Source organism: Caballeronia sp. M23-90, from assembly GCF_053574605.1.
The window spans coordinates 1-20,456 of the sequence record NZ_JBSIPA010000010.1; the positions used below are offsets into that span (position 1 = coordinate 1).

General features: G+C 60.6%; 16 protein-coding genes and 2 pseudogenes. 9 read left to right on the plus strand and 9 right to left on the minus strand.

Translation table 11 applies throughout. The annotated features are described in order from the left end of the window. From ACRXB1_RS02260 to ACRXB1_RS02280, 5 genes are all read left to right on the plus strand, one after another. The coding region (locus ACRXB1_RS02260) for a condensation domain-containing protein (RefSeq protein ID WP_449490957.1) at positions 1-2,679 on the plus strand (2,679 nt) is incomplete at its 5' end. A 65-nt stretch (positions 2,680-2,744) separates the two neighbouring features. Beyond that, a complete protein-coding gene (locus ACRXB1_RS02265) occupies positions 2,745-4,118 on the plus strand; it encodes a lysine N(6)-hydroxylase/L-ornithine N(5)-oxygenase family protein (protein ID WP_449490958.1) in 1,374 nt (457 codons plus the stop codon). A 50-nt stretch (positions 4,119-4,168) separates the two neighbouring features. Further along, on the plus strand, positions 4,169-6,394 hold the full coding sequence (locus tag ACRXB1_RS02270; protein ID WP_449490959.1) for a TonB-dependent siderophore receptor: 2,226 nt from the start codon (positions 4,169-4,171) through the stop codon (positions 6,392-6,394). Positions 6,395-6,485: 91 nt separating this feature from the next. Next, positions 6,486-7,328: a N(5)-hydroxyornithine transformylase PvdF gene (locus ACRXB1_RS02275; protein WP_449490960.1), complete on the plus strand. Its 843-nt coding sequence runs from the start codon at positions 6,486-6,488 to the stop codon at positions 7,326-7,328. 91 nt (positions 7,329-7,419) lie between these two features. Beyond that, a complete protein-coding gene (locus tag ACRXB1_RS02280; protein WP_449490982.1) occupies positions 7,420-8,352 on the plus strand; it encodes a GNAT family N-acetyltransferase in 933 nt (310 codons plus the stop codon). A gap of 6 nt (positions 8,353-8,358) precedes the next feature. Here the strand turns inward: ACRXB1_RS02280 and ACRXB1_RS02285 are convergent, their stop codons facing one another. Together ACRXB1_RS02285 and ACRXB1_RS02290 are read right to left on the minus strand one after the other, a co-directional pair. Continuing rightward, complete coding sequence (locus tag ACRXB1_RS02285) at positions 8,359-8,805, minus strand: DMT family transporter (protein ID WP_174364760.1); 447 nt, start codon at positions 8,803-8,805, stop codon at positions 8,359-8,361. A gap of 10 nt (positions 8,806-8,815) precedes the next feature. Continuing rightward, on the minus strand, positions 8,816-9,991 hold the full coding sequence (locus tag ACRXB1_RS02290; RefSeq protein WP_075358282.1) for a Gfo/Idh/MocA family protein: 1,176 nt from the start codon (positions 9,989-9,991) through the stop codon (positions 8,816-8,818). 208 nt (positions 9,992-10,199) lie between these two features. Here ACRXB1_RS02290 and ACRXB1_RS02295 point away from each other — a divergent pair, with 208 nt between their 5' ends. After that, the gene (locus ACRXB1_RS02295) at positions 10,200-10,592 is read left to right on the plus strand and encodes a carboxymuconolactone decarboxylase family protein (protein ID WP_075358441.1); all 393 of its coding nucleotides are present in this window, start codon (positions 10,200-10,202) and stop codon (positions 10,590-10,592) included. Between the two features lie 30 nt (positions 10,593-10,622). Here ACRXB1_RS02295 and ACRXB1_RS02300 read toward each other — a convergent pair whose 3' ends face one another. Next, positions 10,623-11,432, minus strand: coding sequence for an SDR family oxidoreductase (locus ACRXB1_RS02300; protein ID WP_449490961.1), 810 nt, complete (start codon positions 11,430-11,432; stop codon positions 10,623-10,625). A gap of 127 nt (positions 11,433-11,559) precedes the next feature. Here ACRXB1_RS02300 and ACRXB1_RS02305 point away from each other — a divergent pair. From ACRXB1_RS02305 to ACRXB1_RS02315, 3 genes and pseudogenes are all read left to right on the plus strand, one after another. Beyond that, positions 11,560-11,850: pseudogene (locus ACRXB1_RS02305) on the plus strand (hypothetical protein); the annotation flags it as partial. A gap of 89 nt (positions 11,851-11,939) precedes the next feature. Next, positions 11,940-13,157, plus strand: a pseudogene (locus ACRXB1_RS02310) (acyl-CoA dehydrogenase family protein). A gap of 36 nt (positions 13,158-13,193) precedes the next feature. After that, positions 13,194-14,141, plus strand: a complete 948-nt coding sequence (locus tag ACRXB1_RS02315; RefSeq protein ID WP_449490962.1) for a TauD/TfdA dioxygenase family protein — start codon at positions 13,194-13,196, stop codon at positions 14,139-14,141. Between the two features lie 57 nt (positions 14,142-14,198). Here the strand turns inward: ACRXB1_RS02315 and ACRXB1_RS02320 are convergent, their stop codons facing one another. The 6 genes from ACRXB1_RS02320 to ACRXB1_RS02345 form a co-directional block, all read right to left on the minus strand. After that, on the minus strand, positions 14,199-14,981 hold the full coding sequence (locus tag ACRXB1_RS02320; RefSeq protein WP_449490963.1) for an ABC transporter ATP-binding protein: 783 nt from the start codon (positions 14,979-14,981) through the stop codon (positions 14,199-14,201). A gap of 37 nt (positions 14,982-15,018) precedes the next feature. Further along, positions 15,019-15,834 carry an ABC transporter permease gene (locus ACRXB1_RS02325; RefSeq protein ID WP_449490964.1) on the minus strand — a complete coding sequence of 272 codons (816 nt, stop codon included), beginning with the start codon at positions 15,832-15,834 and terminating at the stop codon, positions 15,019-15,021. 12 nt (positions 15,835-15,846) lie between these two features. Continuing rightward, the gene (locus ACRXB1_RS02330; RefSeq protein ID WP_449490965.1) at positions 15,847-16,683 is read right to left on the minus strand and encodes an ABC transporter permease; all 837 of its coding nucleotides are present in this window, start codon (positions 16,681-16,683) and stop codon (positions 15,847-15,849) included. Positions 16,684-16,723: 40 nt separating this feature from the next. Further along, complete coding sequence (locus tag ACRXB1_RS02335) at positions 16,724-17,791, minus strand: ABC transporter substrate-binding protein (RefSeq protein ID WP_449490966.1); 1,068 nt, start codon at positions 17,789-17,791, stop codon at positions 16,724-16,726. 63 nt (positions 17,792-17,854) lie between these two features. Further along, positions 17,855-18,772: a TauD/TfdA dioxygenase family protein gene (locus ACRXB1_RS02340; RefSeq protein ID WP_449490967.1), complete on the minus strand. Its 918-nt coding sequence runs from the start codon at positions 18,770-18,772 to the stop codon at positions 17,855-17,857. A 153-nt stretch (positions 18,773-18,925) separates the two neighbouring features. Beyond that, positions 18,926-20,290 carry an LLM class flavin-dependent oxidoreductase gene (locus ACRXB1_RS02345; protein WP_075358290.1) on the minus strand — a complete coding sequence of 455 codons (1,365 nt, stop codon included), beginning with the start codon at positions 20,288-20,290 and terminating at the stop codon, positions 18,926-18,928. Positions 20,291-20,456: the final 166 nt, after the last annotated feature.

A 20,456-nucleotide genomic window follows, 5' to 3' on the forward strand; every position in this document is an offset into this window, starting at 1 on the left:
TCGCATGGGGCGCCGCCTACGTTGCGTTCGCTGACCGTAGGTGGCGAAGCCACATCGCGCGAGGCCTTCGCACTGATGCGCCGCGCGTTTCCGAACGCACGCATCGTGAACGGTTATGGCCCGACCGAAACCGTCATCACGCCGATGCTCTGGATGTTCAATCCCGGCGATGATCCCGCGAAACTCGCCGACAGCGCATACCTTCCGATCGGCACGCTCGTTGGCGCCCGCACCGCCCATGTCCTGGATGCACGCCTGAACCCGCTGCCGGTTGGGGTGATCGGCGAGTTGTATCTGGGGGGAGAGGGCGTTGGAGTTGCACGCGGATATCTCGACCGGCCTGCGATGACGGCGGAGCGGTTCCTGCCGGATCCGTTCGGTGTTCCGGGCGCTCGGTTGTATAGAACAGGGGACCTGGTGAAGCGACGTGCCGATGGCGTGTTCGATTTCATCGGCCGCGTGGATCATCAGGTGAAGCTTCGTGGCTTGCGTATCGAGCTTGGCGAGATCGAAGCGCAACTTGCCGCGCATGATGATGTGCGCGAGGCAGTAGCGGTAGTGAACGGCAAGGGCGCTCAGGCTGCGCTGGTGGCATACGTCGAACTGACCGACGAGGCGCGCAAACGGTCCACACGCGCCGATGCCGCCGAGCTCGACGCGCATCTGCGTCACACGTTGCCGGACTATATGGTGCCGGCGTTCATTGTCGTGCTCGATGCGTTGCCGCGTAATGCCAACAGCAAGGTCGATCGCGCCGCGTTGCCCGAACCACAGCGTGTGCAGCGCGCCTATGAAGCGCCTTCGGATGCTTTGGAAGTCGCGCTGGCGAGGATATGGCGCGAAGTGCTTGGCGCGGAAACGGTAAAACGTGTTGGTCGCGCAGATCATTTCTTCGAACTCGGTGGTCATTCGCTCGCGGCCGTGCGGGTTGCGACTTGCGTCGCCGAGCAGCTTGGACGGGACGTGCCGGTGCGCACGCTTTTCGAGGCGCCGGTTTTGTCGCAATACGCCCAACGTGTCGCGCTTTCCAGACGTGTGGACGCGATGCTCGACGGATCGGTTGGACAACAACCGACCCCCGATGCCAACGGCATCTTGCCACTGTCAGCCGCGCAGCTCGGATTGTGGTTCCTGTGGCGTTCGCAGCCGGACAGCGCCGCTTACAACATCCCCATCGCGTTGCGCCTGCGCGGCACGCTTTCCGCCAATGCACTGCGTGAAGCGTTTGCGCAAGCTGCGGCGCGGCATCCTGCGCTGCGCACGCGTCTTGTGGAACGAACGGGCGGGCATCCGGGTCAGCGTATCGAAGGGTCCTGTCCGGTTGAACTCCGTGTGATCGATCTCTCGAACGAACCGTCGCGTGTTGCGCGTGCGAACGAGCTCACGGACGAGGACGCATTGACGCCGTTTGACCTGCTTGAATCATCGCCGCTTTGGCGTGTCCGGCTTCTGCGACTTGCCGAAGATGATCATGTCCTGTCGCTCGTGATTCATCACATTGTCTCGGACGGACAATCGATCGACCTCTGGCTCGAGGAAGTCCGCTCAACGTACGTCGGGGTGATATCGGGTTCGCCTGTTGCGCGCGCCTTGCCGATGCAGCCAATTCTTCCCCTGTCTGCGCCGCAATCACGCATTGCGTTCTGGCGCGATGCGCTCGGAACGCTGGACATCGGCTCATCAAGCATCCTGCCGGCGCCCCCATCAGGCCGCGCGATGCAACCGCGCTGGACAGCGAGCCGTATCGCGTTCGAATTCAATGAAACGCTCATACGCCGAGCCCGCGCGATGTCCGTGGAAGCACACGCGACGCTGCCCATGCTGCTGCACGCCGCGCTCAATGTGGCGTTATACCGGCTGACGGGCGTGTCCGATCAACCCATCGGCGTGCTTTCTTCAACCCGCGAGCATTCCGGCGATGCCGCGCGTCACGCGCTTGGCCTCTTCATCAACGCGGTGGTCGTTCGCACGCAACTCGCGGAACGCGATACGCCGGCGACCATCCTCAATGCAGTGCGCGACGCAGCGCTTGCGGCTTACGCGCATGCAGATACGCCTTTCGCCGACGTCGTCGCGGCGTTGCGCGCACCGCGCGAAGGTCTGACGAATCCGCTCTTCCAGGTGATGTTCAACTACTTGCGCCCGGCTGCAACGATCGCGCGGAGCTGGGCGGGCCTTTCGCTCGAGGGGTTCAACGACGTCCGGCACCATGTGGTCTTCGAGCTGGAGCTGGATATTGTCGAACATCGCGATGGACGCGTGACGGGTGCGTTCTCATACGCAAATGAACTGGTCGATGCAACATTCGCCAAGGCGCTGGCGCAAGAGTATCTCGACGTGGTGACGAAGTTCGTCGACGCTCCGAGCGTTGCCCTGGACGCGGCGAACCCGCGATTCAAAGCGACATCGAGCGTACCCGAACCATTCACGCTGGATGCCGAGGCCGCTTCGACAGCACACACGCTCGAACATCTCTGGCGCGACGTTTTCAACGGGCCGCCGCTGTCCCACGACGACAACCTCTTCGAAGCCGGAGCGACCTCGTTCGATGTCGTGCGGTTTATCGATGCAACCCGTGCAGCCGGTTTCGCACTGACCATTCGCGATGTCTTCGAAGCGCTCAGCATTGCAGGCCTTGCTTCGAAGGTGGCGTCGAACGTGGAATTGCGCGAACCGTGACCGATCAACTCAACCGCCGCGCGCCTTTTCAACGCGCCACCGCAAACCGATAAGGGACCTGAGACATGCAGAGAGACACCGTATTCGATCTGATCGGCGTCGGCTTCGGACCGTCGAATCTTTCACTGGCCGTGCGTCTTGCCGAAGAGGCCGCCACGTCACGGCTTGCGCATTGTTTTATTGAACGGCAGCCCGAGTTCGGCTGGCATCGAGGCATGCTGCTCGACGACTGCCGCATGCAGATTTCCTTCCTCAAGGATCTCGTCACGCAACGCGATCCAAAAAGCCGCTTCACATTCATCAACTATCTGTTCGAACGCGGCCGTCTCAACGACTTCGTGAACCTCAAGAGCTTCTATCCGACTCGCGTGGAGTTTCACGACTATCTGCGCTGGGTCGCCGATGCCTTCGAAGAGCGGCTGCATTACGGCGAAACCGTTACATCGATCGAACCGGTTCATAGCCCGGGAAGCAGCAAGGAAATCGGCGTGCTGCGCGTTTCGTCGTGCGATCGGGAAGGCCGCGAATGGCAGCGCGTCACGCGGGCGTTGTCCGTGGGTATCGGCGGAGCGGCGCAGCTTCCCGAGGCGTTCGCGGCGCTCGGCAGCCACAACGTGATCCATTCATCGACTTATCTGACATCGATCGACCGCGTGGTCGGCAAGGCCACCGATGCGCCCCGCAAACGCGTCGCGGTGATCGGCGGCGGACAGAGCGCCGCCGAAGTATTCGTGGATATGTCGCGGCGTTTTCGGCATGTCGATGCGAGCCTGGTGATCCGCTCGGGCGCGCTCAAGCCCGCCGACGATACCCCCTTCGTCAACGAGATCTTCAACCCTGCCTACACGGACGTGGTTTACGGGCAGTCGAAAGATGGCCGCCGTTCGCTGATCGAGCGGTTTCGCGATACCAATTATGCGGTCGTCGACCGGCCTTTGATCGAACAGATCTACGAGATGCTTTACCTGCAAAACGTCTCCGACGATCTCCGTCACCGCCTGCTTGCGAACACCGGGATCGAAGCGGCTGTACGCGCGACGAACGGCCAGATCGAACTGACGTTACGCGACAACCTGACAGGACTTGCGCGCGCCGAACGCTTCGATGCGCTCGTACTCGCGACGGGCTACAGGCGCGACACGCATATCGCATTACTTGATGGTCTTGCACCGCATCTCGGCGATGCACTCGTGAAAGGCGACGTCAAACGCGACTACCGGCTTGCCACGCCGGAGCATTTCAAACCACGTATTTATTTGCAAGGCTGCTGTGAAGACAGCCACGGATTGTCCGACACGCTGTTGTCAGTTCTGGCACTGCGTTCGGATGAGATTGTCGCGTCGCTCGCCGAGCACGCGGCACGGGACCGGCCGGCCAGCCGGATTCCAGCCCAACAAAAAAACGGGATGAGCGACGGCCGCATGGCTATCGCTCTTTGATAAAACCGCGGCCACGAGAAAAGGCCGCATTGTGATTTGGAGCGACGGAAATGGAGTGGGCAACAGGGACGCGTCGGAGTGCGATCGCGGCAGCGACGGGCATCGCATTCTACGCAGCGGCGGCCGGATATGCGCACGCCCAGGCAGCAGCCCAGGGTACGCAGACCCAGGGCGCACAGCCGGATAGCAAGACACAACAAGGCGCAACGCCGGGCAACACCTTGCCTGCGATAACGGTCAATGCGGGATCAGAAGGAGACGGCACGGTCGGGCTCGTGGCAAAACGCAGCGCGACGGGCACGAAGACCGATACGCCGATCAACGAGATCCCGCAGACCATCAACGTGATCACGGCCGCGCAGATGGAGCAGACCGGCGCGACCAGCATCAATGAAGCCTTGCGTTATACGCCTGGGTTTTCATCGTATGGAGCGGATGTTCGATCGGACTGGTACTCGGCGTTGCGGGGCTTCACGCCAAGCGTGTTCCAGGATGGGCTGCAGGTTCCCAACACGCTCAACCTGGCGAGCTGGCGCGTCGATCCCTACATGATCGACAGCATCACGATCCTGCGCGGGCCGACATCGGTGCTGTACGGGCAGGGCGATCCGGGTGCGATCGTGGACATTCAGAGCAAGCTCGCGAACGGCGAACGCGTGCGTCAGGTCGAGATGCAACTCGGCGACTACGCACGCAAGCAGATTGCGTTCGACATTGGAGACAAGATCGACAAGGACGGAACCTTGTCGTATCGGTTCGTTGGTGTAGGACGTGACGGCAACTCGCTGACGGGTCCGCATGCGGAACAACGCGTATCGTTCGCGCCTTCAATCAAATGGCAGCCGACCGCAAGTACATCGCTCACGATTGCGGCGAGCTATTTGCAGGATTGGGGCGACGCATCGAACAACTTCCTGCCCGCCGAAGGCACCGTCCTGCCCAATCCCAACGGCAAGATCTCACCGGACCTGTACACGGGCGATCCAAAGTATTCGTACTACCGCAAGAAAGAATGGTCGGTGGGTTATCAGTTCGAGCACAAGTTCGATCCCATCTGGACGTTCCGCCAGAACGTGCGCTGGATGCACCTGTCGCTCGATCAGGGCGCGGTATGGGGCGCCGGACTCGATGCCAGCGACCCGACGCAGCAGACCATGTCGCGTTACGCCGGCTTGTTCCAGCCGAACTACAGCCGCTTCGATGTCGACAATCAGGCGCAAGCGCGTTTTGGCACCGGTCCGGTCGAGCACACGCTTCTGCTCGGTTTTGAATACAACCGCCAGAACACCACAGACAGCGAATGGCTTGCGCAAGGGCCAAGCCTGAACATGTACAACCCGGTTTATACGCCGGTATCGACCGCGATCTTCGCCGGTCCCGATTCGTACGGGCAAACCAATACGCGTTCATCGATGGACAGCTTCGGCGTCTATGCGCAGGACCAGATCAAGTGGCAGCGCTGGGTGCTGACGCTCGGCGGCCGTCAGGACTGGAGCAACACGAAGCAGGACGACCTGGTCGCAGGTACGCAGTTCAAGCAGGACGATCATGCGTTCTCGGGACGCGCGGGGCTGGTGTTCCTCGGCGACTACGGACTGTCGCCTTACGTCAATTACGCGACATCGTTCAATCCTACGGTTGGCGTGAAGTTGGCCGGCGGCGGCCTGGCTGAACCCACGAAGGGCAAGCAGATCGAAGCGGGTCTGCGCTGGCAGCCGCCGAGCAAAAACCTGATGCTCAACGCAGCGGTCTACCAGATCAACCAGACCAACGTCCTCACGCCTGATCCAACCGATCCGACCAATACGTTTTCGATTCAGACGGGCGAAGTGCGTTCGCGCGGTATCGAGTTGAGCGCAGTCGGCAAGGTGACGCGCAATGTATCGGTGATCGCGGCATACGTGTATCAGGATGTGAAGAACATCAAGGCCAACGACGACTCGCTCAACAAGTGGCCGGTGTCGATTCCGTTGCCGCGCCAGATGGCTTCGCTCTGGGGCGACTGGACTTGGCATACGGGTCCGCTCGCGGGTCTCGGTCTTGGCGCGGGTATCAGGTATCAAAGCGGACTGGCGGGCGCCTACGACAACTCGCTCTACGTGCCGAGCTACACCGTGTACGACGCCGCGATCCACTACGACACGCGTAACTGGCGCTTCGCGGTCAATGCGCAGAACATCTTCAACCGCACGTTCGTCAGCGGTTGCCAGTCGACATCGACGTGCTTCTACGGCAACCCGCGCACCGTGGTGGCGACCGCGAGATACGACTGGTAAGCAAGGTTCGATCTTCACGTGTTGAGCAGGAGCGCGCGGTGCATCCGGACCGCGCGTTTGCAGCTAATCTCCCGATCTTCAATCCAACGTCATGTCGAAGAAGAAACTCGTTTATATCCTGTCGCTGAGGAACGCTGCCGCAGACCGTGCGGGGCAGCAGATCGAATACAAGGGCGGTCTTCGATACATGAAGTCGCCGCTCGAATTCCTGGTTGACCGCCTGAACACTACCCCGCTCGGCGATGACTACTCGCTGGAGGGCGTGATCTACGACGACGATGAAGGCTCGCCCGCGGATCGCGAAAAGCTCAGGCACTACGGCTTTTCGTGCCAGCCGGGCAAGCAGTGGATTCATCCAGCCGATTTACGTGTGCATGGAAAAGAGGTCAACAACCTGCTGCACGCAATTCCATCCACTTACAGGCGACTCGCGCGGAACGCGCCTGAACGCGTGCCGCAAAAAAGCGCGTTCGAGCATCGCTTGCTTGAAAAGCTGCTCGAACTCGAAGCGGATTGTGTCGTGCTCGACGGACTGCTCGTGATCCTCGATGAACTCGTGCGTCCCGGTGCGGTGTTTCACCGGCGGATTGCGAACATTCATCCGGGCGTGACGCGCCTCGATTCGCCTTATGAACGTCGTGGTGCTTACGCGACGCTCGACGCGCTGCATGGCGCCCGCGGCGAAAAGGTGATCGACTGGAACACGATGCAGACCCAACCCGTCGCACCGGTGAACGTGACGGGGGCGTCGTTTCATTACGTCGATAACGGCATCGACTCCGGCGAAGTGATCTTCGACGTGCTGAAGACCCCCATTCATGCAGACGACACCATCCTTGAGCTGCGCTGGAACAATTTCAACCTGAGCCTTTTCCCCGCGCTGGAAGGCGGCCTTTCCGCGATGGCGGATCGCTTCACGAAGGTGGCGCTTTGACCGCGCGACCCGTGCATCCGCGCCACCCTCTGCACCTGACACGCCAAACGCCGGAGATACGACGATGAACGTTCCTTATCATCCTGAAGTGATGGACGCCGAAAGCGCCATTGCCGATTGCACATTCACCGGATGGCACGCGGAGCTTGCGCCTGAAGCGTTATTACCGGCGCTTGGAGAACTCTTCTGCGGGGAGCCTTCGCGTCAAGGCGCGACTATCGCACTGTTCGTAGCCAAGGCAGACGCCCGGGCGCTCGACGCGTTCACCGCCCGCGCGATTGCCGAAGGCGTGATCGATAGCGTCCAATCCTTCGATGACCATGTCCTGCTCACGACATCACGCTGGACTTTCTGGCAGCAACCGCGCCCGTGGCTGAAGGCAACTGCCTCGGGCGCCATGCCATCGACCTACACCGTAACGCAGGATCGTCGTCATCCGGTGCGCCCGCCGAATGCGAAAGGGACAATATACGAGCGTTATTTTCCGTTGATAGGCATGACGTTGAGCTTGCGCACGGTCGACCCGCAAGCCGACGCCGACGTCTTCAGCGAATGGATGAACCTCGATCGCGTTGCCTACTTCTGGGATCAGAAAGGCACGCGTGCGGAACATGCTGCGTATCTGGAAGAGCGGCTGGCGGACCCGCACGTGCATCCGATGATCGGTTATTTCGACGACAAACCTTTCGGGTATTTCGAGTTCTACTGGGCGAAGGAAGATCGCCTGGGGCCGTTCTACGATGCCGGCGATTTCGACCGCGGCCTGCATTTGCTTATAGGCGATGCGCAGTTCCAAAGCTCGGGCAAGCTCAAGGCTTGGTGGAGCGGGGTGCTGCACTACATGTTTATAGATGAACCTCGCACGCAGCGCCTGGTTGGCGAACCGCGTATCGATCATGTGCGGCATATCGCGTACATGCACAGGATGGGGTTTTATACGCTCAAGGAATTCGACTTCCCGCACAAGCGCGCCGCGCTCACGGTGCTGGAGCGGCAGACCTTCTTCGATACGTTCAAGTTCTGAGCACGGCTAGAACACGGCGATCATCACCACACCGATCGCCGCGAGCGCCGCGCCGCCAATGCGCAACCACGTGGCCGGCCGCACTTCGAATCCGAGCAAGCCGAAGTGATCCAGCAACACCGACGTGATAACCGCAGAAATCACCACGATGGTCGTGAACGTTGCCGAGCCGAGTTTTTTCGTGATGAGCAGCGTGCACATCAGGAACAACACGTTGCACAGGCCGCCGATGTACGCCCACCAAGGGACATCGGCGAGTTTCGAAATGCTTGTCTTCAGCGGGAAGCCGAGAAAGGGCATGGCGGCAAGCAGGCAGGCCGCACCGATTGCATAAACAATGAAAGCCGCGACTATCGGCGCCTGGATCGTCTTGAGCAGCGCCGAGTTGCTGCCCGACTGCAGCGGATTGGAGATGCCGGCAAGGATCGCAAAGAACGCAGGAAGCCATTGCATGGACGCACGCTCACTTGTCTGAGAGACGGGCATCGCGGAAGGCGTCCGGGCCCGATATGGGTTCGAGCATGATCGGCCGGTTCTCTGCCGCCGACCGGTAGATCGCTTCCATGATGCGCTGGTCCTGCAGACCTTCTTCGCCGGGTGTTCCCGGCGTGCGTCCAGTCAGCACGCATTCGGCCATGTGGTCCATTTCCGCGCCGAACTGGTTTTTCTCCTCCGACACACGTTCTTCCGATACCTCGACATCCTCGCGTGCGGCAGACCTGTGATTCACGTAAAGCCGGATGCCTTTGTACGAGAACGCCGGGTCGAGCTTGACCGTCGCGGTCTGGAAGTGAAGCCTCGCGTGCCGCGATTCATGTGCGTCGTAGGCCGCTGAAAAACGCCCGACGACGCCTGATGGAAACCGCATCTGCCACGCGACATTCTCTTCAATCTCGGTGAAACGTACATCACCCGGCGTGCTCCACACCCACGCCATCACTTCGACGGGTTCCTCACCCGTCACGAAGCGCGCGAAGTTCAGGCAGTAAAGTCCGATGTCAGGCAGTGAACCGCCGCCCGCGAGCTTCGCTTCGTGACGCCACTGGCTTGCGTCATCCTGTACCTGACCGTTGTGCGCCTCAATGATCTTGAGCTTGCCGAATTCACCCGAGCGCACCATTTTCGCGACGTCGCGATTGTGCGGTTCATATTGCAACCGGTAAGCGACCATCAACTTGACGCCGGCATCAGCGCAAGCTTCAACCATTTCGAGTGCCTCGGCCGACGTGTTGCTGAGAGGCTTCTCGCACAGCACGTGTTTGCCGATCCGCGCGGCCTGGATGACTTGCTCATGATGCATGCCGTTCGGCGTCACGATATAAACCGCCTGCACATCTGCATTGTGCGCAAGCTTGTCCCACTCGTCGTATGCGTAGACCGCGTCCGCCAGCACCCCGTATTGCGCTGCAATGCGCCGGCCTTTTTCCTTATCGCCGGTCATGACGGCGGCAAGCTTGCATAGCTTGCACGACGCAAGCGCCGGCAGGATGGAGTCCAGACTGAGACGGCCTAGCCCAATGACGGCAAATCCCACGCGTTGTCCGGGTGCAAGCGGTGGGTCTTCGGGCGATGCACGCCGCTCGCTTGCGGCAACGAACGGTGGGCGCGCTTCCGGGTGATCCTGATTCGGTACGGACATGTGTGCTCCACAAGTCGATATTCAGGTTGTGGCCCGGCGTGGCCAGGCATCAATGATTTCGTGCAGCACGGAGCATTCCCGCGAATTCGCGTGACGAATGTCGATCGACGAAACTTGAACAGGTATTTGAATCCGGCAGCGAATGCAGGAGAATGGCAGGCGTTGCTTCACATCCGATCGAACGACCACTGTCAGAAAAGAGGAATCCATGAGCCAGATGAAACCCATCGAATACGCAGATGCCGCGCCGGAAGTGAAGGCCGTCTACGACGATATCAAGGAGAAACGGGGCGTCCCGGACGTCAACAACTTCTGGAAGTTCATCGCGCAGCATCCGCCAACGCTTGCGCGGACCTGGGACAGCATCAAGGACGTGATGGCGCCGGGCGCGCTCGATCCGCTCGTGAAGGAGTTGCTGTACGTCGCGGTGAGCGTAACGAACAATTGCGGCTATTGCGTCGCGAGCCACACGGCCGCCGCGCGTCGCGCAGGCATGACCGATGAGATGTTCGGCGAGCTGATCGCCGTGGTCGGCATGGCCAACGAGACCAACAGGCTTGCGGTGGGATACCGCGTGCCTGTTGATCCTGCGTTCGAGTGAGATTCCGATGACCACCGGATGGCGTATGTCCTACGCTTCGGAGCGAGGATGCGGCGCGTCGTCGAATGCGCCCCACACCGACTGATCGAAATTCACCATCGACCCGGTCATCATCCCTGAGTCATCGCTCGCCAGGAATGCAACGGCCCGCGCAGCTTCCTCCGGCGCAATCAGCCTTCCGAAAGGTTGCCTGGCCGCGGCCTGTTCAAGCCAGTCATCGGCGGCGCCGTGATAGTCCCGCTGAATCCGGTCCTCGCCGTCCGACGCCATCCATCCGAGGTTCAGGCCGTTCACGCGAATGCGGTTGCGCAACAACGCATACGCGGTGTTTTGCGTGAGCGTGGCGAGCGCGCCCTTCGATGCGCAATACGCCGCAATGAACGGTTGTCCCGCCATGGCCGACATGGAGCCGATGTTCACTATCGCCCCTTGGATATGCTCGCGCCGCATGACCTTGACTGTCTCCTGCATCAGGAAGAACGGCGCGCGAACGTTGGTCGCGAACATCCGGTCGAAGAGTGCGGGATCGGTATCGAGGATCGTGCCGCGATCAGTCAACGCCGCCGCGTTGACCAGGATATCGATACGTCCAAAGCGCGCGTCTGCTGCCCCGATCACCGCGCGGCAATCTTCAACCTGCGATAAATCCGCCTGCACGTAATGCACATCCGCGCCACTAGCCGCGCTCAACTCGCGGGCCTTGAGCTCGCCCTTGTCATGCGAGCGCCCGCAGATCACCACGCCCGCCGCACCGTGCTCAACGAACAACGCAGCGACCGCCGCGCCGAGTCCCTGCGTGCCGCCCGTAACCACGGCCACCTTGCCATTGAACTGTCCCATCGATTTCGTCTCCGTTGTTGGTAGATCCTGCGTTGCGTCGGGTTCGCCCCCAGGCTTGCTCAGTGGAAACGATATTCCAAATATCGGAATGAAGAAGTATTCAGTGCGTGTCCTGTTTCGAATATTTCAGGCGATCACACAGGATGGGCCGAAACGCGTTGGCCTGCTTGCCAACGTGCTGGACCGCAACAAGTACGAAATCACAGCGTTCACCATCTCGAACGACTATGAAGGCATCGGTGTGCCGAGGCTTCGCCGCTTTGTCAGCGACACGCTCAAGAACCGCGAAGCAAACGGTTCCGCCGGCCACATCCATGAGCAATGGAGTTGCCCGACCGCACACGAAAGTGGTCCCGGTGCCGGTTCCAATCCAGCATCGGAAATAACATTATCCGGAATCGGTCGTTTTGCGCCGTGAAAGGCGTCTCTATACTTTGACGCTCGAGCTGCAGGCAATTCCGATTCCCGGACCCCGCGCGCACCAAACACCAGACAAGGAATGAAAGCATGACTTCAGCGCAGGGAGCTGCCTCGACATCTCGTCTCGATGCCGCATTGGCCGCCTTGCCGGCACTGGCGGAAAAGATCGGCGAAGACAGCGCTGCGCGAGAGTTGCGGCGCGAGCTTCCATTCGACGGTTTCGCGGTGTTTCGCAAGTCGGAGCTCGGCTTGCTGCGCATTCCGGTCGAATGGGGCGGCCTTGGCGGGTCGCTCGAGGACTTGTTCCAGGTGATCGCCACGATCGGCGCAAAAGAGTCTAACGTTGCGCACGCATTGCGCATTCACTATGACCTGACCGAGTCGCTGTTGCTCGCGCCGAGATCGGAATTCAACGACAAACAAATCGGCCGCGTACTCGAAGGCGCGATTTTCGGCGGCGCTTCAACCGAGCGCGGCACGTCCCGCCCGGGCGAGATCGGCACCGTGCTGAAACGCGATGGTGAACACTTCCGGGTGAGCGGCAAGAAATACTATTCGACGGGAACCGCGTTCTCCGACTTCGCGCGCATCAATGTGCAAAACGAAGAGAACGAACCGGTCAGTATCGTCATTCCGGTCAATCGGGAAGGCGTACAAGTGCTCGATGACTGGGACGGCATGGGCCAGCGGATGACCGCGAGCGGCAGCCTCGTTTTAATTAACGTCCAGGTGTTCGCACACGAAGTCATGAAGCGCGGTTACACCACGCTTGCGGGAAGACACGGCGGGGCGTTGCGGCAATTGCACCTGGTCGCGGTGGCTGCCGGCATCGTGCGCAATGTTGTAGCGGATGCCGAGAACTACGTACTCAATCATGGACGGCCGGTGCTGCACAGTCCGGCTGAATCAGCGCGCACGGATCACTTCATCCAGCAGGTCGTGGGCGACCTCGGGGCGCACAGTCACGCAATCGATGCACTCGTGCAACAGAACGCCCGCGTGCTCGATCGCTCGGCAAGTGCAATCCGCAATCAAGACGGTAACGCCGAAGAACGCGTGCTGCAAGGTGCGCTCGCCACCGCGAAGACGCAGATCGTGGTGAGCAAGCTGGCGTTGCACGCTGCAGAACGTCTGTTCGAGGCGGGCGGCGCATCGGCCACATAGCGCGTGCACAACTTCGATCGTCACTGGCGTAATCTGCGCACGATCTTCAGCCACAACCCGCTGCTGCACAAGGCGCGCGTGATCGGCAATTATCAGTTGAACGGCGACACGACCCATCTGACGGAAGGGCGCGTGTTCTGAACGATTTTCACGAAGGATCCATCGAGGAGATGCACGATGAGCGCAGCGCTGATTCCCAATACCGATGATATTGCCGTCACACCGTTATCCGCGCATATCGGGGCGGAGATTCATGGCGTCGACCTGACGCGGCCGCTCGGCTCCGGGCAGGTTGCTGCGATTCGTGCAGCGTTGCTCAAGTGGCGTGTCGTGTTCTTCCGCGAGCAATTCCTGACGCACGAACAGCACGTGGCGTTTTCAGCGCAGTTTGGAGCGCTGACGCTCGGGCATCCCGTATTCGGGCATGTCGATGGTCATCGCGAAATCTATTCCATCTCGAAGTTCAGGAAAGCAACGCGCTTTGAAGGGCCGTCGCTCCTGCGTCCGTGGACGGGCTGGCATACGGATGTCACTGCCGCGGTGAATCCGCCGTTTGCATCCATACTTCGAGGCGTGACCATTCCTCCATACGGTGGCGATACGCAATGGACCAATCTCGTGGTCGCGTACGAAAAATTGTCGGCGCCGCTGAGGGGTTTTATCGATGGCTTGCGCGGGATTCACAAGTTCACGGCGCCGGCGGGTGCAAGTGGAACCAATGCGTTCGAACAGGCAGTGAAAGAACGCACGCTGGTAAGCGAACATCCGCTCGTGCGCGTGCATCCGGAAACGGGCGAGCGTGTGCTTTACGTGAGTCCGAGCTTCCTGAAAAGCATTGTTGGCGTGACGCCCCGCGAAAGCCAGGCGATTCTCGAATTGCTCTGGGAACACGTGACGCGTCCGGAGTTTACGGTGCGCTTCAAGTGGGAGAAGGGCAGTGTCGCATTCTGGGACAACCGCTCGACCGCGCACCTCGCGCCTTCGGATATCTTCGATCTGGAATTTGACCGGCAGTTGTATCGAACGACGCTCGTTGGCGATGTTCCGGTCGGACCGGATGGCCGTGCTTCAGTAGCGCTGGAAGGATCGCCGGTCGATGCCGCTGCGGCGGTTGAACTCAACTGACAGATCTGACAGATGGCGGGCGGCGTCGGGCTTTCAATCCCGACCCCACCCGCAACGTTACACCGCGCCCACCGGCGCATTGAAATCCGCCAGGATATCGTCACGCAGTCGCACGAACGCGGGATCACTCTTCCGGCGCGGCCGCTCCAGCCCCACGTGCACCACCTTGCTTATTCTTCCAGGCCGCGCCTGCATCACCACGACGCGATCCGCCAGGAACACAGCCTCGTCAACATCGTGCGTCACGAGAACCATGGTGATGCGTTCGCTCTCCCAGATGCGTTGCAGCTCGTTTTGCATCCGGCTGCGGGTAAGCGCATCGAGCGCGCCGAAGGGTTCATCGAGTAGCAACAGCTTGGGACGATTCACGAGCCCGCGCGCAATCGATACCCGTTGCGCCATGCCGCCCGACAACTGATGCGGATGATGTCCTTCATACCCCTTCAGTCCAACCAGTTCGATATGCTCGGCCACGGCGCGGCGCTTTTCCTCTTTGCTGCGTCCCGAGTTCCTGAGCGCGACGGCAATGTTCTGTTCGACATTGAGCCATGGGAACAGCCGATGATCCTGGAACACGAGGCCACGCGCGAGGTCCGTGGTGCGTATGCGCTCCCCGCCGAATTCGATATTGCCGTCGAACTGGTCGTCGAGACCCGCGATCAGGCGCAGCAATGTGGACTTGCCACAACCGCTCGCGCCGACGATCGCGACGAATTCGCCGCTGCTCACGTTCAGGTCTATGCCATCCAGTACCGGCGGCACGTTGGTATCGCCCGCAAAACGCTTCGCTACACGATGCAGGTTGAGCTCATTCGCCCGGGTTGCGGCAAGAGTCGCCATAAGTTCGGAATCCATATGAAGTAAGAAACAGCGGGAATCAGGCGGTCGGATCGCGGAACCAGCGCCGCTGCACGGCACGCGCCAGAGAGTTCAACGCCCACCCGGTGATACCGATCACGATCACGCCGAAGACCACGAGATCCATGCGGAATTGTTCGCTGCCATCGACCAGCGTATTGCCAATGCCGCTGCCGGCAACCAGCAGATACTCGGCGCCGAGCGTCGCGAGCCACGAATAGATCAGCGCGAGATAGACGCCTGTGAAGATGGACGGCAAAGCCGCGGGGATCACGATGCGCGTCACCATTTGCCATTTGTTATAGCGAAACACGCGCCCTACATCGAGCAATTCGGGCGCGACCGCGCGAATGCCATCGCTCGTGTGCGCCACCACGGGCACAAGCGCTGCCAGCGACAAGAACACGACCTTGGCGAGATCGCCGAGACCGAACCAGACCGAGATCAGCGGGATCCACGCAAACAGGGAAACCTGTTTGAACGTATTGAAGCTCGGCCCGACAAGCCGGTTGGCAAAAGGCGACACGCCAAGCAATGCGCCCAGCGCAAGTCCAAGGCTTGCGCCGAGCGTAAATCCCGTCAATTCGCGCGCAAGCGATGCGGAAAGCGCGCGCCACAATGCGCCGGTTCTGACCTGATCGACCGCGGTATGCCAGACCTGCGCAGGCGAAGTCATCATGCCGTGTCCCGTCACCGTGTTGCGCGACAGATACCACCAGGCCGCGAAGGCCGCGACTGGAATGACCCAGCCGCGCCAACGGCCGTTGTTGCCCGAAGCATCGGCGCCGGTAATGGCGCCGGAGCCGGATTCGAGTTCAAGAGACAATGCAGACATAAGCCAGCTCCTTCATGCCAGCCGTGGCGGCGATAACCTGTTCTCGAGCAGCGTGAGCAACCGGTCTGCCGCATAACCGATCGCACCGACAATCAGCACCGAGGCAAGCACGAGATCCAGTTGAAACAACTGGCGCCCGTACACGATCAGATATCCCAGTCCTTCCGACGAAGCCACCAGTTCGACGACTACAAGCGTCAACCACGCCTTAGTGAATGCAAGACGAATTCCGGTGCCGATCACAGGCACGGCCGATGGCAGGACCACGCTGAATATCGTCTGGAAGGGGGAGTACTTGAAGACGCGCGCAACGTCGAGGTAGGCGGGGGGCGTCTTGCGAAATCCCTGCAGCGTGCTGAGCGTGACGGGCACCAGTGCCGCATGTCCAATCAACAGATACTTGAGCGGCTCGCCGATCCCGACCACGATCATCAGGAAGGGCAGCCACCCGAGAACCGGCACCTGGACCACGGCGTTGAAGCTCGGAAGAATGTACGCCTCAGCGGTGCGCGACAATCCGAGCAAACCGCCCAAAAGCAAACCCAGCACAACGCCACCCGCAAACCCGATCGCGACGCGCGAGAGACTTGCGCTCACGTGCATCCATAGGTCACCGGTTCTGGCGAGACCGCTGAGGGTATCGAAGACAAGCACGGGCGACGGCAGGATCTGCGCCGGGATCCAGCCGTAATGCGAGCCAAGTACCCATGACAACGCGACCGCAGCGGGCAGCAGCCACGGCAGCGCAGTCCAGCCGATCGAGCGTGCGGCAAGCACGGCACGGCGGTCTGCATGAAGTGTTTCAGATGGACTGCCGGGCAATAAAGCGCGGGCAATGCTATTTGCCATGGTCGGATTCTCCGTGGAATGCGTGCAGCAGCTAATGCGCTTACGATTTGATCGGCTTGCCGGAGGCGTCAAAGCGTGGCCAGTAGTTCTCCAGCTTCAAGGTCTTCAACGCCTGGTCTAGGTACTTCGGTTCGAACCAGCCGTTCACGGTGACAGGTTGACGGATCAGGTTCAGGCGCAAGGCGTCATCTGCAACGGATTGATAGCGGGCCACAATAAAAGGATCGAGCAACGGCGAACTGCGGTCTTTCAGCGACTGGTTTGCGTACTCCGATTCCCACGATTCGACCGGCACGCCGCTCTTCGCCCAGAGCGTGAACAGCGCACCTCGATTCGGTTCTTCCGATGACCATTGCGCCGCCTGGACCACCGACGTCACGACTTTTTGAACGACGTCCGGGTGATCGCGCTCGAAGTCATCGAGCACGAGCAGATGCGCCTGACGTGTGTACTGCAGGCCGCCATCACGTGACGCATAGATGATTTTCGCGAGTCCCTGGCGTTGCAACTTGAAGAGCTTGAAGTCGAGGAACACGGCATCGACGCCTTTCGATGCCAACGCTGCTTGCGAAGCGGCATCGTCGAGATTGATGACACGCAGGTCCTTTTCGGACAATCCGTTGACCTTCAGGACGTTGTCGGCGACGAGCTGAAGATTGGTGCCTCTGAATATCGCGACCCGCTTGCCCTTGAGGTCCTTCACAGTCTTGATGTCGGAATCGGGCGGCACGGCGAGATAAACACCAGTACGTACATTCGATTCAATCAGCAACTTGGTCTTGAGTCCGTTCGCTCGCCCGAGTACGGCGGGCAGATCGCCCTGATAGGCGAAGTCGATCTGATGGTTTGCAAGCGCTTCGTTGACAGCGGGCCCGGCGCCCTTGAAAAAGAGCCACTGGACCTTGATGCCGTCGGGCGCGAGCGCATCTTCAACGCGATGCTGCAATTGCGCCGTCGCCGCGGGCGAGCCGCCGAAGACTGGCGGGTCGCCATAGCCTTGGGTGGCAACGCCTATTCGCACGATTGCCGGTCCAGCAGCAAACGCACCGGTGGCTGCGGCCAGACCGAGTGTGACCAGAAGAGTACGAAGAAATAGCCGTGTCGTCATTTATTGGAATGGAAAGTGGAGGGAAGGCCGCGCCGGATAAAAATCAGCACGGCTGCAGCAGACTTACCGGGCGCCGCGTATCGCACGGCTGCGCTGGCCGTCGATACCGACCGGAACATCACCGTGTACCGTCGCGCGGCGCACGACACGGCGCGCGCCTTCATCGTAGTCGGCGACTGCGTAGTGCTGCGTTGCCCGGTTGTCCCAGATGGCGACATCGCCCTGATTCCAGCGCCAGCGCACCGTGTTTTCGAGGCGGGTGATGTGATCGTGGAACAGTTCTTTCAGGCGGTCAGAATCGCGTTGCGACAAGCCGACGAAACGCTGCACGAAGTGACCGAGCACGAGACTGCGCTCGCCGGTTTCCGGATGCACGCGAACTACCGGATGCTCGGTCTCATACACCGTCGAGGTGAATTGGTCGCGATACGCAAGCTCGGCGTCGGTGCTCGGCGCGCTGCGGTTCGCCGCGTAGTCGTAGGTGTTCGTGTGGATTGCCCGCAATGAATCGGCAAGCGCGCGCAGCGGCGCCGGTAGCCGTTCGTATGCTTCCACGGTGTTCGCCCAGACCGTGTCGCCGCCAGCGGGCGGAATCACCACGCCGCGCAGGATCGAGATCTTCGGATAGGCTTCGACGAAGGTCACGTCGGTATGCCACGAGTTCGCGCGATTGCCGTTCTTCGAGTCGAGTTCGAGCAGGCGGCTGGTGTTCGCAACCGACGGCACCGTAGGATGCGCCACCGTCTCGCCAAAGAGCCTGGCGCAGGCTTCCTGTTCGGCATCGTCGAGATGCGATTGCCCGCGAAAGAAGATGACCTTGTGCTTGAGCAGCGCCGCGTTGATTGCGGCGTGCGTGGAGCTGTCCAGATCCGAGCCGAGACGCACGCCACGGATTTCAGCGCCGATCCGGCCGCCGATCGCATGAATGTCGAGTTCGAGAGAGGGCTCAGCTTGCACTGCAGGCGTAGCAATGAGTGTCATCGGATGTTCCTTTTAAAGGTGGAATGGCTTTTCTCATCGACGATGGCGAAAAGCTGTGGCGCCGATAAATTGAAGCATCCGGACACGTGCGCGGCAACGAAGCGATTGGACTAAGCTTTACAGCTCGGATGCGGGAATCGATAGCACCGGCGTCTAAACCGCCAACGCCGCCTGCCGTTCGGTTTCATGACGATTGACGGGCCGCTTGAGCCCGAGATTTTCGCGCAGCGTATGGCCTTCATAGTCGCTGCGAAACAATCCACGACGGCGCAGCTCCGGCAGCACCAGCTCGATGAAGTCGTCGAGTCCGCCGGGTAACGTCGGCGGCATCACGTTATAGCCGTCTGCACCGTAGTTGACGAAACGCTCCTCGAGCTGGTCGGCAATATCCTGCGCAGTCCCGACGAGTTGCCAGTGACCGCGTGCACCGGCAACACGCAGGTAAAGCTGCCTGATGGTGAGGTTCTCGCGCCTTGCGAGTTCTATCGTCAGGGCCTGACGGCTCTTGCTTGCGTTGGTTTCGGGCAACTCCGGAATCGGGCCGTCGAGCGGATAACCGGATAAATCGATACCACCGGTCAGGCCCGACACAAGAGCGAGGCCGACCACGGGATCGACCAGCGACTGCAGCGCTTCGAACTTTTCTTGCGCTTCGGATCGCGTGCGCCCGACGATCGGGAACACGCCGGGCATGATCTTGAGATCGTCCGGCTGACGGCCATGTACCGCAAGACGGCCCTTCACATCGGCATAGAAGTCGATTGCATCCTGCAGCGTTTGCTGGGCGGTGAAGATCACTTCCGCAGTGCGCGCGGCGAGGGCGCGGCCGGACTCGGACGATCCCGCTTGCACCAGGACCGGTTGTCCCTGCGGCGATCGCGCTACGTTGAGCGGTCCCTTGACCTGGAAGAAGCGGCCCTTGTGATCGAGCACGTGGCGCTTGTCAGGATCGAAGAAGCGGCCGGTATCTTTGTTGCGTGAGAAGGCGTCGTCTTCCCAGCTATCCCATAGCGCACGCACGACGGTAGCGAATTCGTCCGCACGTTCATAACGCTCGGCGTGATCGAAATGTTTATCGCGATTGAAATTCTTCGCTTCGTATTCGCTCGATGACGTCACCAGGTTCCAGCCCGCGCGTCCGCCGCTGATATGGTCGAGCGACGCGAACTTCCTTGCCACGTGATAGGGCTCGTTGAAACTGGTCGATGCCGTTGCGACAAAACCGATCCGCGTGGTCACGGCAGCGAGCGCTGACAGCAGGGTGATTGGTTCGAACTGCGCGATATAACTGTGAGCGGTGCGGCTGAGGAAGTCGAGATTGTCGCCGCGTGTGCCCACGCCGTCGGCGAGAAAAATCAGGTCGAACTTCGCGGCTTCGGCGGCCTGTGCAAGCTGTACGTAATGCCGGAAGTTGATGCCTGCGTCCGCCTGACTGTCAGGATGACGCCACGCTGCAATGTGATGTCCCGACGGATAAAGGAAAGCGCCGAGGCGTAGGTGTCCGGTTCGTTTTGGCATTGTGCGTGGCGGTGACGTTAGGGCTGAGGCGGGTCTCTCGCCACGCGACGATTGCGACGGACGGTGGCATCGAGTATGGAAGCTGCAGCGTCGATTCGTCCGCGATTACATCAATCGATCCGCTGCATGCGAGTCCGATCATAAGGAGCGATGCAACGCAGTGGAA